Source organism: Desulfosporosinus sp. Sb-LF (assembly GCF_004766055.1).
Taxonomy (GTDB): domain Bacteria; phylum Bacillota; class Desulfitobacteriia; order Desulfitobacteriales; family Desulfitobacteriaceae; genus Desulfosporosinus.
Genome location: NZ_SPQR01000004.1, coordinates 194941 through 208685, shown reverse-complemented (window position 1 = coordinate 208685; position 13745 = coordinate 194941). Strand labels below are relative to the sequence as shown.

Here is a 13745-nt window from a genome sequence, read left to right as displayed (position 1 = left end):
GCTGTTAACATGGCCGGAAACCAGGTATTCACTTCTAGTGGTACTTTTACAACCTCACCTACCACTAACGTAGTATTCCTAACAGGAGTTGGTCCTGGCGGGAACGGGGGCACAGGGGGAAACTCTACCTCTGGCAACCAAACAGGAGGAGCTGGAGGAGGAGGCGCTGGTCAAGAGGCTTGCAGAGTTCCGTTTTTTGTCTCCCCGAACACTCCTTATATCGTTACCATAAGTTCTACGGTTACGTCATTTGGTACTTTCACCTTAACAAAAGGAACCAACGGAGCAAACACAACCCAGAACACACTACCGGGCGGCGCGGGCGGCGTTACTCCTGGAAGCAATGGCACGGGCGGGGTAGGAATGACTACAACGACGGGCTCATGGACAGGCGGGAGCGGAGGCCATGGAGGAGCTCCCCAGTTCTTCTCAGGTGTGACCTATGCTGGTGTTGCATCTTCTTACACCTTCGGTGGAGGAACCGGGGGCGCGGGGGCTAACGGAGCGGGTTCTCCTGGCACTAACGCGGTCAACCCAGGGTGTGGCGGCGGCGGTGGGGCCGGGGGCGGTGCTGGAGGTGCAGGGGCAATAGGAGGAACCGGAGCCAACGGATTCTTAATTGTAGATTGGAGTTCTTAAACGTCAAAGGGCGTTATTTTTTATGCCAACTTCCAAAGGAGGTTAATTCGATGAGAGTAAAACTTCCAGCGATTATATTGTCAATATTTTTTATACTAGCACTCCCAACCATAGCCCAGGCCGCAATACTCCGCGAGGGATCAACCGGAACTGACGTCAAAACGCTTCAAACGGAGTTCAACCAAGAGGGCTATACGGTTGGCCCTGTTGACGGTATATTCGGACCTAAAACCAAAGCAGGAGTGCTTAAGTTTCAAACGGACCAGGGATTGACTACCGACGGGATCGCCGGGCCAGTAACACAGGCCGCATTAGATCGTCGAACTAAAACTCAAGAAATAATTTCTACCGCGAAAACGTACCTGGGCGTTAAATACGTCTGGGGCGGCACAACTCCGGCAGGGTTCGACTGCTCAGGTTTTGTTCAGTATGTGTTCAAGGACCAAGGGATCATCCTCCCAAGAGTATCCAAAGACCAGGCCACAGTCGGAACTGCAATAAGATACAAGGACCTCCAGCCGGGAGATTTAATGTTCTTCTCAATGAATGAGAACGGGGTTGTTTCCCACGTTGGAATCTACATCGGCGGGGGTACTTTTATCGGGGCAGAAAACGCCGGGGTCAGGGTCGTCACCCTTGATCAATACTGGATTTCGCGGTTCGTTGTGGCCAGAAGAGATTACTAAAATGGAGGTGTACGGTTTGGGAGAGCAAGAGGATCTCACAACAAGAGTCGCGGTATTAGAGACTAAGAACGAAGCTCAGGAGTGTCGGCTGAATTCACTCGAAGTCGATGTTGGTAAAAAATTCGACCGCTTAGAATTAAAATTAGATCAATTCTTAGAAGCTGCACGCGGTCGCCCTTCATGGATGGTCGCACTCGTAATCTCGGGCCTTTTAACAGTCGTCACTGGACTCATCATCTATATAGTGACGACGTAACCAAGAACACCAACCAGGCGGCTTCCAGGAAGGGGCCGCCAATGGTGTAAAAAGGAAGGGTGAGTGTATGCCACTACCTGAAAACAACCTACTGTTTGGGTTTGAGCCGAAGCTAACGGTGGAGCAGCGCGAGTACGTCAACGCCATATTTGAATATCAACTTGTTATGGTCAACGCCAAAGCCGGAACAGGAAAAACCACTCTCGCGGTCGCCTGTGCAAAGCTCCTTAAAAAACCTTTAACTTATATTTTTAACCCAGTCCAGGAGTCCTCAATGGGGTTCCGGCCTGGAACGCAAGCCGATAAAGAGAGCATCTATCATCAGCCACTCATAGACGCGCTCTTGGAAATCAATGAGAACCCAGCCCAGGCTATCTATGACGAGGAGGCTATGGTACAAGAAGCCCTCCGTAGGAAGGTAAGTGTTAAACGCGCGAGCGAAGGAGCCTGGTGCTATCCCAAAAGTCCACTGTTCCTCCGAGGGACAAACCTCAAGGACATGACTATCATCATCGACGAGTGCCAGAACTTTACTGTCCAGGAGCTCAGAAAAATCTTAACAAGGGTCCACGACTCCTGCAAGGTTATTTGCGTCGGTCACTCAGGGCAGATTGACATTCCTGTGTCAAAAAGTGGATTTGAGCCATATATGGAGCACTTCAAAGAGCAGCCCTACTGCAAGATCGTTTCCTTGACGAAAAACTTTCGGGGTGAGCTTGCAAACTGGGCCGACACTATTGGTTAACTTTGTTCAAATGTCGTACAAATAACCAACCAGCAATGGGTGTAAACACAAGGAAAGCAAACGACATTCCCGCCAAAAATCGCAAGAAGTGAAATAACGCCATCGACTTCCACATCCTATCTGCATCTAGTATGTCCATTTATTTAAAAGGGGGTTTAAATTTGATCTACCCAATTATTATGAATCTTATTCCTGGGCTACCAAAGGAAGCATACGACACAGGGCACTATGTTGGTGTAGTCGCTCACGCTACCGCGAACAACGGTGACTCTGCCGACGGAGAACGAAACTATGAGTCTACCACATGGCAGAACGCGTTCGTCCACTTTTTCGTTGATGATCAGAAAATAGAACAAGTAGCAGACACAGCCTACCTCTGTTATGGGGCTGGGCATACCGCAAACCATATGGGGTACGCGCAGGTGGAATTGTGCCAAACAACCGATGCTGCCAAATTCCTCAAGGCTTACGCCATGTACACTTGGTTACTGGCGAAGTTGCTATATAATAGGAAGCTTTTAGTTGTGGACGGGGTAACGCTTATGTCCCATGCTCAGGTTTCAGCCAAGTGGAAGGAAAGCAACCATACTGACCCAATCGACTATCTGGCGAGCCACGGAAAAACATGGGCCAACCTAGTGGCCGATGTGACCGGGCAATATAACGCGATGCAGGAGGAAGACAGCGTGTTAAATGTAGCAGTATTATTGTTTACCAAGGATGATTACTGGGCTGGGGCAGATGTAGCTGCTAAAAATGGTAATTGTGCCATTTTCGTCAGACTAGCAGATCATTCAGTTCCAGTCGATGCCGCGAAGGCCAAACAGTTAATTGTTGTCGGCGGGCCTACGACCAAACATCCAAACGAAGTGTTGTTGACGGGTAATGACAAATATGGAACCGCAGCAGCTGTAGCCAAATACCTGGGATAAAACAAATTAAAGGAGGAATCATCATGTTAAACCTTATTAAGTCGTTTGTGTCGCCTATGGCCTTCACTACTCTTCTTGCGGTTCTCAGCTTAATTCTTGCGGATTCGGTCTTTGGGGTTTTAGTTTCTTTGCGAAACGGAGACTTCAATCTAAGCAAACTGCCGCGCTTTGTGGAGACAAGCCTACTCCCTTATATTGGCGGCTTGTTGGTGCTGGCCCTGTTTTCATATTCAAATACCGCATTAGGGGCGCTCTTCTTCACAACTACCACAACAGTAACAGCCAAATTTTTAGCAGACATCGTGACAAAAGCTACTCAGTTATTTAGCGGAATTCAGATTCAAAGCCCAATAACAGTGGCTCAACCCAAAACTACTCCCGCTCCTGTAACTCCAACTTCTGAAACGGTACTGGGGCAATAAAATGAAAGAAATATGTGTTGAGTGTAAGCGAAAGGATTATTGTATGTATCCCTGTGAGGAGTGGCTAATCGAGCATAACAAATGCCCAGATTGAACCCCAGCATTATACGGCGACTCCGTGGTTAATGGTAAGCGTGAATGTTCGAGTTTAGTCTCCAATCAGAAAACGGCCTTGCTTTGGGGCGAACTTGAAGCAAGGCCACGACATTTTAATGGAGGTTTTATAAATGGCAGGCATAGAGTCAAAGAAAGAAATCTACAAAGATCATCCGCGCATTAACTCGGTTACGCATAAATTCAAAGGAGAAATCTCATGGGAAAAGGCATTGGAACAGGTGATAAATAATCGTCTGAAACGTCTTAAATTGCTTGATTAGAAGCCATTACAGAGCTATCATCACAGTGCCATTGAAGTAACATCAAGGTCAATGAGAATAAAAAAGTGGGGTATTAATGAATATGGGCGCTTATGGTTATGTGCGAATCTCAAGGGATGAGGATGGTAGCAAGGAAAGCATAACAAGCCAAATGGACACAATTAAGGATTTCGCTAAAGACCAGAGAATTGAACTAATTGATGTTATTGAAGACAACGACATTAGCGGGTACTCCTATAATAGACCAGGGATTAAAACTATTATCGAATTAGTGGATAGCGGTGAACTTACTATATTAGTAGTCAAAGATTTATCAAGAATTGGCAGGCATAATGCCAAAACCCTTCTCTTTATGGAAGAGCTTGAGGACAAAGGAGTTAAGATTCATTTATCAAGCGGAAACATGGATGAAAACTTTCGAGGAATCCAGACATGGTTTAATGAGCTTTATGTGAAGGATATCAGCAAGAAAACGAAAGCTGCTCTGAGAACTAAACAGAAAAATGGAGAGGTTAATGTCACGCATTTCGGATATATGAAAGATCCTGCTGATAAAACTAAATGTATCATTGATGAAGAAGCCGCCGAAACAGTGCGGCTTCTTTTTCGCCTATATGCCGAAGGAAATGGACTTAACAAAATCGCCAAATACATGAATGAGCATCATTTAGAAACACCAGCTATTAGGAAAGAAAGTTTATATGGATATGGATGGATAAAGGAGTGGGATTTTAAACATCTTTGGTATAGTGACACGGTTAAGCGGATTCTGAAGGATGATGTGTATATAGGGACAGTCCGAAGGGGGGTAACTAAAAGAAACAAAATTAATGGTAAGAAAATCATAAAGGTTGCACCTGAAGAGCAAATTGTGCACGAAGGGCTCATTCCAGCAATTATTGAAAAAGCTGAATTTGAAGCTGTCAACGCCATGTTTATTAAAAGGGTAGACAACGGGGTAAGGGCTAAAAGCAAATCAATTTATAAGTATACTGGTCTTTTAAAGTGTGGAGAGTGCGGGAAAAACCTTGTTACTATTGGCTCAGTAAGCAAGAGTGGTAGAAAACTGTTTTATGTTTGTACTACCTATAATAAATACGGCAAAGCATACTGTTCAAGGCATATCTTGAGTCATGATGATATTGAAATTGTTATTTTTAAGGAGCTTGAAGCTCTTTACAAAAGTGGACTTCTTAAACTAGATAATCTCGACAAGAGCCTTGAGCAGAGACAGCAATCTAACAAGGATAATATAAAGGTCATCGATAGGTTACAAACTGCAATTCACGCCAAAAAAGGTGAGATAAAGAATTATTCGAGGCAGCTTGCGAAGGGATTAATCAACGAAGAATTGTTCCTTGAAATGACTGGGGAATCTAGCGACGAGCTTGAGAAACTGGAACGTCAGTTGGTTGAAGCAGAAAGCGTACAGGAACTCAGGGATAACGAGAAAGAAAAGGTAGCAAGTGCACTAAATATCTTGAAGGAGACTTTCGATAAAAAGGAGCTTACCCACGCGGATTTGGCTTTGCTAATTGACAAGATTGTAGTATATGAGCGAAATGGCGAGGGCTTAGATATTGAGGTAGTGTGGAATACGCCTTTTATGGAGGTAAGTGAGCAATGCGTTGGCTGAGATTGAAATAGCTAATGAGTGGGATTAGGGTGAATGCGGAAATAGTGGAGTAAAAATTCACATTCCTCTAATTTTTGAGATGCATATTTAAACTGAAAAAAGTTCTCAACATTTTCCCTCATTCGAGGGGCTCTTATATTCAGCAATGAATTCAAATTTCATACTCTTAATTTCAATATACTTCCAGAGTTATTTTCTTTCAAATGGAAATTATAAGCGTTAAAAGGATGTGTCTTAATGAGGAAAATAAATGATCGAATTTATCTTGGCATGATATCGGGTACTGCCGGCTTCGTTGCTTTAACCCTAATTGATGTTATCTCATCAAGTATGAAGATTTCACAACGATCTTATCGAACGACAGCTGCAGGAGTATGGGTAGCTTCTCGTAGACAAGCTGAAAAATGGCCAGGTCAAATACTTGGAGTAATGATGAATATTGGATTAAGCATGATTGGTGGAGTAGCTGTGGTAAAGATGCTAACTACGTTTGGACGAGATAAGCTAGTTCCCAAAGGATTGTTCTTTGGAGCTACGTTTGGTTCAATTATCACAGCTATGCTTAGTGGGTTAAGTAGTAACAAGGTGAAACCAAAAGATGCTTGGAGTAATCTTTCGTTTATGGTATCTCATTTTGCATTTGGTTTAGCAACAATATTCACTGCTGCTAAAATAGGTGACGATACATTGTTTGATACTCCACCACAAAATGACTACTTAAAACCAACGAAACAAACAACTGAGCAACTAAAAGGGCCGAAAAGTGATGATATTCTATACTCAGATATAAATCCTAATCTAGAAGGAACAACAATAATGTAATTGATGTTGGTTAGAATTTCAATATTTCTAGCTAAGAGTTCTACATCAATTTGAAGAAGAATGCCCCTCCTGAAATTGGAAGGGCTTCTTTTTGTTTATCCAGCAGCAGGAGTAATAGTAAGCTCTGTAAGTTCATCGTTTCGGCATCATTTCATTTAAATACTGTTTCTTTACGTGTAAAATTAGGCTCATATAAAGATAGTGAGGCTTAGAAAACTGTAAGAAGAAATATTTAAAGGATTTTCCATTATTATGTGGAAGTATTGATCAATTCTGAAAATAGTTAAAGTCCAATGTTGAGCCCTTTTGAAGAGAAGCGAACAATAAGTGGTACTGTCAATACTGCCAATCTTTAAACATGACAAGAGGATTGTGTTGTGAAGGAATGGAGAATTTTACATGCCAGCAACAAGATACTATAGAATTGAAGACTGGGAAAGCATAGAGGAATGGAAAAGCTTTATAGACATGAAAATAGAATTAAAAGAGTTGAAGGCAGAACGGCTTAACCTTCAAAGAATGGTTAATGATAGAACGAACGAACTAAAGCAAGAGGTTGATAAGAGAGAATTGAAAGAGTTGGAGGAACAACGGCTTGGGCTCCAAAGAATAGTTGACGATAGAGAAAGAGAGCTGAAGCATGAGGCTGAGAAAATAGAATTAAAAGAGTTGAAGGCAGAACGGCATAGCCTTCAAGGAATGATTGATGATAGAACAAAGGAGCTGAACCACGAGGTTGAGAAAAGGAAACGTATTGAGCTTGAAGTAGCTAAACTAGAACGGCTTAACGTCATTGGACAATTGGCAGCTGGTCTTGGACACGAAGTTCGAAATCCAATGACTACAATAAGAGGCTTTCTCCAAATGCTTCAGAATAAAACCGATTTGCTTACATACAAGAGTTATTTCGACCTGATGATAGAGGAACTTGATAGAACCAATTCGATAATTAGCGATTTTTTATCACTAGCCAAGAATAAACAGACTGAGTTGAAACGACAAAGCTTGAACAATTTGTTAGCTAACCTATTTCCCTTACTTCTAGCAGATGCCTATACCCAAGGTAAGAACTGTATCTTTGAACCAGGAGATCAAGCCGATGTGGATATTGACACAAATGAAATTACTCAACTGGTGTTAAACTTTGCCCGTAACGGTCTAGAGTCAATGTCCAAAGATGGGTGTCTTACGATTAAAACATTTATGGAAGGTCAGAACAGAGTTGTCAGTTTTAAAGATGAAGGGATGGGTATTAATCCAGAGCATATATCCAAACTTGGGACTCCATTTTTTACCACTAAAGAAAGTGGCACGGGTTTGGGTTTGTCAATGTGTTACAGCATTGCTGACAGACATCGTGCGCAAATAGAAGTTGAGACTGGTTCAGACGGAACTACCTTTTTAGTCCGATTCCCGCAACCGGAGAGTGTTATCTATTCATAGCGTGCTCACATAATAAAGTAATATATATTCTTTTCATCGTGACAAGGCTCGTTCGTGTTATTGAAAAATGCTTACAATGAAGAAACTTCAACGCACGTCGAGACCGTGGTAGTGCATATAAGAAAATAGGATGTATGATAACATGATAAAAAACTGGTGATTCCGTTAGAAAATATTATAATGGTAAGGATATGATTAAGGGGAGGTATGGTTATGGATCAATTTGAAAAGGTAACTATAGTTACGAAAGCCAATATCTATTATGATGGAAAAGTGACCAGCAGAACTGTTCTGTTTGAAGATGGTGAAAAGAAAACATTAGGTATTATGCTACCTGGGGAATACGAATTTGCTACCTCAAATAAAGAAATTATGGAAATTACACAAGGAAATCTTGAAGTGAAATTACCTGGTGAAAATGAATGGCACACCTTCACAGGTGGAGAATCATTCGAGGTAGCAGCAGATTCTAAATTTAATCTGATTGTGAACGAAACTACTGATTATTGCTGTTCATATATTGAGCGAAAGATTAAATATTCCTCTGCTGAATGAAGTGAGACCCTATATCCTGGACACAACAATTAAGAGCCTTCCCTTGGTAGAATAAATCATCTGAACTAAACCCTAGCATATAGGATAGTGATGATAAAAGCCTCCTATTGTAGAATTGAAAAACTACTATAGGAGGCTTTGTCGTGCTGAAGGAGAAACGAATATATACCTCAGTTACTGAATTGGATGCAGAGATAGTAAGGCTCAAAGGAACAGAGGAAAACGAGAAAAGAGATTAGCGAGTTATTATTGCTACCAAATGAAATAACCGTAGACAAAAGCAAATACCGAATGAAAGCGAAAAACGAGGTCGTCCAAGAACAACACTAATTACCCCACAAAGAGAATTAGAGCTCAAAGGTAGAAACTTGAAATTGAAAACAAAGTACTCAGGAATTTTCCTTACTCAACAGAAAGTGGGTTGTAGCCAAAAAAAATACAAAGTAATTTTCAGATTCAGGCAGGATATCCCATCGCAGAACTTTGTGGAATTTTAGGGTTCATCGAAGTGGATATTATCATTAGCAGAAAAGTTCTGTCCAATCAGACCACTGAAGATATTTGTAAATTGATTAGGGAGTGTCACAGAAAGACTAATAAAACCTATTGTAATCGTCGAGTAACCGAAGTAAGATCATGACTTTGATGGTAGCTTGTTTGGGAACTTCTGTTATGTACTAAGGTTATTGATTAAAAACCGTATTTGCCCAGAAGGGTTAATACGGTCTTTTAATGAACGCCAAGCATGGGCATTATCTATAGGAAAAGGTAAGATCGCAATCGTTAACGGTCATTCGGGTAGTACTCACTCTTAGATTATGCAGTTTTAAAAATAGGTGGCTTAGGTTGATTCTTGGGAAGTAAAAAACTTTCGTGACGTATACTTCCTTTTGACTATTGATTGATTAAGTCAAGGTAAACTTCTGACTATTATGACTTATCAAACAAGGATAGTTAAGTATTAAATATTTATCCTTATTATGAGAAGACAAAACGATGGAAATTGTAGAAAATATCAGTATAAAGTAAAAAATCTGAGAAGGGGATTTGGAAAGTAAATTGTTTTAAGAGGTGGCAACGTGATTAACAAAAAACGACTATTTAACCGCCTTATGGAGTTAGGGGAAATAGGTAAACAGGAATCTGGAGGTATCACCCGGTTAGCCTTCACCCCAGAAGATCGCGCAGCAAAAAATCTCGTCGCTTCCTTTATGAAAGAAGCAGGTTTAAGTGTACGGGAAGACGCGGTCGGCAATATTATTGGGCGCATGGAAGGTCGTAATCCAGAAGCCCCAGTGATACTCACTGGTTCACATGTTGATTCTGTGTATAACGGGGGAATCTTCGATGGCGCTTTAGGTATAATCGGGGGAATTGAGGTTCTCCAAACCATGCGGGAACAGGGTATTAAGACCGAACATCCTATTGAAGTTTGTGCATTTAATGATGAAGAAGGTGCCCGTTTTAGTTACAGTATGATGGGTAGTAGGGGGATGATTGGAAGTCTAAAACCGGAAGATTTAGAACTCAAGGATAAAGAGGGTATCTCGATTGCAAATACCATGAAAGCGCAAGGTTTAGATCCGGCTCTTATTCGATGCGCTGCTCCCACTAAGGGAAGTATAAAAGCTTTTATTGAGCTGCATATCGAACAAGGCAAAGTGCTGGAGAAAAATAATCATTCAGTAGGTATTGTCACCGGTATTGTCAACGAATTATGGCTTAAATGCACCTTCAAAGGTGAGGCAGGGCATGCGGGTGCTACACCGATGACGATGCGACATGATGCTTTAGTTGCAGCCGCCGAATTTATTCAAACGGTTGAAAGGGAAGCTAAAAAAACTGGTACGACCGTTGCAACCGTGGGGAAAATGGATGTTTTACCCGGCGGAATTAATATAATCCCGGGCACGGTAGAGTTTACACTTGATCTAAGAGACCTTGACCAAGAAGTCAGTGATCAGGTAGAGGATCGTATTTTTAAAGAAGCGAAACGAATTTGCCGTGAACGTAGTTTGGAAATGCAAACTGAAGTCTTGCAGCGCATACCGCCTGCACCCTGTTCTGAAGAGTTCCAATTAGCCGCAAAAGATGCTTTTAATAAATTAGGACTTGAGCCGTTTTATCTTCCTAGCGGGGCTGGGCATGACGCGATGCAACTCGTCAATATCTGTCCGATCGGTATGATCTTTATAAGATCGAAAGATGGAATCAGTCATAATCCGGCTGAATGGAGTTCGCCGCAGGATTGTGCTGATGGAGCTAATGTTCTCTACCATACGCTATTAAGTTTAGCAGGCTTTTGACGAGTAAAGGAACCTATAATTATTCATAAGGCAATCGGAATAAGTCAATTCGGCTACGATTTTATAATAAGAGAGAGGGCATGCATGTGTTTAATCTAGTGATTAAAAATGGCAAGGTTGTAACCTCAGACAGGATTTTTGAAGCAAGCATTTGTGTGAATGATGGGAGAATCGCTGCAATTGTTGAAGCTGGAAGTCTGGTAGAAGCAGAAGAAGTCATTGATGCCAAAGGAAATTATGTATTTCCAGGAGCAATTGACAGCCATGCCCATTTAAATGATCCTGGGTACTGCTGGAGAGAGGACTATACACATGGTACTGCAGCCGCAGGGGTTGGAGGTTTTACGACAATCGTTGATATGCCTCTTCAGAATGAACCTGCATTGACAGACACTAAGATTTTCGATACGAAGGCGGAAGTTGTTTCTTCAAACGCTTATGTAGACTATTGTTTTTGGGGCGGTCTGGTAGACTACAATTTGGATAAATTGAATGAATTAGATCAAAAAGGATGCGTTGCATTCAAATCCTTTATTGGACCTGTTTCTCCAGATTATGTGTCTTTAACGATCGGACAGGCTAAAGAAGCTTTGGAAATTTTAAAAGAATCTGGTGCCCGTGCAGGTTTCCACTGCGAAGATTATTCCATTATCAAATGGGAAGAAGCAAGAGCAAAGAGAAAAGAAAAGAATGATTGGCAGGATTTCCTGAATTCGAGACCGCTTATTGCAGAATTAATTGCAACACAAAATATACTTGACCTAGCAAGGGAACTGGATGCCAAAGTTCATATCTGCCATGTAAGCCACCCCAAAGTAGCCAAAATTATCAGAGAGGCCCAATTAGAAGGTGTCGATGTAACCGCTGAAACATGTGGTCACTACCTTACTTTTACCGATAAAGATGTAATCAAGAATGGAAGTCTGTTCAAATGCGCACCTCCCTTAAGAGAAGCCACTGCAGTCGAAGAATTGTGGGAGTATGTCAACAATGGAACCTTATGCTGTGTTGGTTCAGACCACTCGCCGTGTGAATTAAGTGAAAAGAGCGAAGAAAAGCATGGTATCTTTGGTGCTTGGGGTGGTATTAGTGGAATCCAAAACGTTATGCAGGTTGTATTCAGTGAGGGTGTCGATAAGAGAGGCTATAATCCTACATTACTGGCAAGATCATTAAGCGAAGGTCCAGCTAAAACTTTTGGAATCTATGGTAAAAAGGGTGCTATCGAGGTTGGATTTGATGCAGACCTTGTTATTCTCGATCCAGAAAAGGAATGGGAAATCACCCCTGATTCTTTATATTACTTGAATAAAATTTCAGCCTTTGTGGGCCTAAAGGGTAAAGGTCTCCCCGTATGCACCTTAGTAAGGGGTCAAGTTGTAGCGAAAGATGGTCAATTAGTAGGCCAAAAGGGCTTTGGAGAGCTTGTAAAAAAATCTAAATAAATGACGCAATTTATAACTCGTGTTTCCTTGAATATCTAAGCCGTTTGGCAAGCATATCAGCCCAAATGCTATGCACTGGTAAATAAGGAGGTTAACTAATGAGCAAGCGGTATGATTTAATCATTCGAAACGGGATTCTTGTTCGTCCGGAGGGCGTGAAAAAAGCAGATATTGCTGTTTGTGATGAAAAAATTGTAGAAATAGCGGAAGACATATCAGGCGATGCAAAAGAAACAATTGACGCCTCAGGAAAGTATGTATTTCCCGGCACGACGGATGGGCATGTGCATTTCAATGACCCGGGAAGAACAGAGTGGGAAACAATCACAACCGGAAGCAGTGCTCTGGCAGCAGGTGGCGGCATTGCGTACTTTGATATGCCGCTTAATTGCAGTCCATGTACGCTTGACGCCAAAAACTTTAATGCAAAGCTTGCTGTGGCGCAGAAGGACTCTTTGGTTGATTATGGATTTTGGGGCGGGTTTACTCCCAAAAATTTAGATAAATTTGAAGAGCTTGCGGAGTGCGGCGTAATAGGGTTTAAAGCGTTTTCGTGCAATAGCGGTATTGACGAATTTGAAAGAGCGGACGATTTTACAACCTTAGTGGGCATGGAAAAGTTAGCAAAGCTTGGATTGCCGCTTATGGTGCATTGTGAAAATGCTGAAATCACAAAAGATTTGACGGCGATTGCGCTTTCCAATAACAAGACAACAGTACGGGATTATTTTGAAGCGCGCCCTCCAATTACGGAAATAGAAAATGTCTCGCGCATGATTTCATTTGCAGAGGAGACAGGCTGTAAATTAATCATTGCTCATATTAGTACAGCGAAAGCGGTCGAGCTTGTTACACAAGCAAGAAGCAGAGGCATTGACGTCAGTTGTGAAACGATTGGTCATTATTTAATTCTTACCGATGACGATGTAGAACGGATGGGAACCGTGGCTAAATGCTCGCCTCCCATTCGCAATGCTGAAAATCAAACAAAGATGTGGGCAAAACTGTTAAATGGCGAGATAGCCTTCGTTTCCTCCGACCATTCGCCTTGCGACCCGAAGCTGAAAGACGGGGAATTCCTGAAAGTTTGGGGTGGAATCTCAGCCTGCCAAACAACGCTTCCGGCTATGCTTACCCATGCCTACCATGATAGAAAGATTGCACTCGAAGATATTGCAAAATTGACTTCGCAAACTGTTAACGAGATATTTAGAATTCAGGGGAAGGGAAAAATTGCTGTTGGCTACGATGGAGACTTTGCACTGATAGACTTGGATAAGAAATTTACCTTACAGGCGGAGGATCTTTTTTATAAGCACAAAGTGAGCCCTTATGTTGGTAATAGCTTCCGTGGAATAGTGAAACAAACAATTCTCAGGGGAACCACTGTTTTCAAAGATGGAAAGATTGTATCAAAGCCTATTGGCAAACATCTAAGACCTAATTTGTAAACCGCTGCATTATTTAGAAGTACCACAAAC

Annotated in this window: 14 protein-coding genes; all 14 read left to right on the top strand. The window is 42.0% G+C overall.

Annotation, left to right across the window (positions count from 1 at the left end):
* The first annotated feature begins 9 nt into the window (after positions 1-9).
* The gene (locus tag E4K68_RS07405; protein ID WP_135378296.1) at positions 10-639 is read left to right on the top strand and encodes a hypothetical protein; all 630 of its coding nucleotides are present in this window, start codon (positions 10-12) and stop codon (positions 637-639) included.
* Between the two features lie 50 nt (positions 640-689).
* Positions 690-1325, top strand: coding sequence for an NlpC/P60 family protein (locus tag E4K68_RS07400; protein WP_135378295.1), 636 nt, complete (start codon positions 690-692; stop codon positions 1323-1325).
* Positions 1326-1341: 16 nt separating this feature from the next.
* Entirely contained in the window at positions 1342-1581 is a 240-nt protein-coding gene (locus E4K68_RS07395; RefSeq protein WP_135378294.1) for a hypothetical protein, read from the top strand.
* 67 nt (positions 1582-1648) lie between these two features.
* On the top strand, positions 1649-2326 hold the full coding sequence (locus tag E4K68_RS07390; protein WP_135378293.1) for a PhoH family protein: 678 nt from the start codon (positions 1649-1651) through the stop codon (positions 2324-2326).
* A gap of 161 nt (positions 2327-2487) precedes the next feature.
* A complete protein-coding gene (locus E4K68_RS07385; protein WP_158291384.1) occupies positions 2488-3258 on the top strand; it encodes an N-acetylmuramoyl-L-alanine amidase in 771 nt (256 codons plus the stop codon).
* Between the two features lie 23 nt (positions 3259-3281).
* Complete coding sequence (locus E4K68_RS07380) at positions 3282-3680, top strand: hypothetical protein (protein ID WP_135378291.1); 399 nt, start codon at positions 3282-3284, stop codon at positions 3678-3680.
* A gap of 227 nt (positions 3681-3907) precedes the next feature.
* Positions 3908-4057, top strand: a complete 150-nt coding sequence (locus tag E4K68_RS20305; protein WP_158291383.1) for a hypothetical protein — start codon at positions 3908-3910, stop codon at positions 4055-4057.
* Positions 4058-4133: 76 nt separating this feature from the next.
* Positions 4134-5693 (top strand): recombinase family protein, encoded by a 1560-nt coding sequence (locus E4K68_RS07375; protein ID WP_135378290.1) that lies wholly within the window; start codon positions 4134-4136, stop codon positions 5691-5693.
* Positions 5694-5930: 237 nt separating this feature from the next.
* Complete coding sequence (locus tag E4K68_RS07370) at positions 5931-6515, top strand: hypothetical protein (protein ID WP_243450297.1); 585 nt, start codon at positions 5931-5933, stop codon at positions 6513-6515.
* Positions 6516-6914: 399 nt separating this feature from the next.
* A complete protein-coding gene (locus E4K68_RS07365) occupies positions 6915-7958 on the top strand; it encodes an ATP-binding protein (protein ID WP_243450296.1) in 1044 nt (347 codons plus the stop codon).
* A 213-nt stretch (positions 7959-8171) separates the two neighbouring features.
* Positions 8172-8513, top strand: a complete 342-nt coding sequence (locus tag E4K68_RS07360) for a pyrimidine/purine nucleoside phosphorylase (RefSeq protein WP_135378289.1) — start codon at positions 8172-8174, stop codon at positions 8511-8513.
* 1079 nt (positions 8514-9592) lie between these two features.
* Positions 9593-10819 carry a Zn-dependent hydrolase gene (locus tag E4K68_RS07355; protein ID WP_135378288.1) on the top strand — a complete coding sequence of 409 codons (1227 nt, stop codon included), beginning with the start codon at positions 9593-9595 and terminating at the stop codon, positions 10817-10819.
* Between the two features lie 86 nt (positions 10820-10905).
* Positions 10906-12264: an allantoinase AllB gene (allB, locus tag E4K68_RS07350; RefSeq protein ID WP_135378287.1), complete on the top strand. Its 1359-nt coding sequence runs from the start codon at positions 10906-10908 to the stop codon at positions 12262-12264.
* Between the two features lie 98 nt (positions 12265-12362).
* Positions 12363-13715: an allantoinase AllB gene (gene allB, locus E4K68_RS07345; protein WP_135378286.1), complete on the top strand. Its 1353-nt coding sequence runs from the start codon at positions 12363-12365 to the stop codon at positions 13713-13715.
* Positions 13716-13745: the final 30 nt, after the last annotated feature.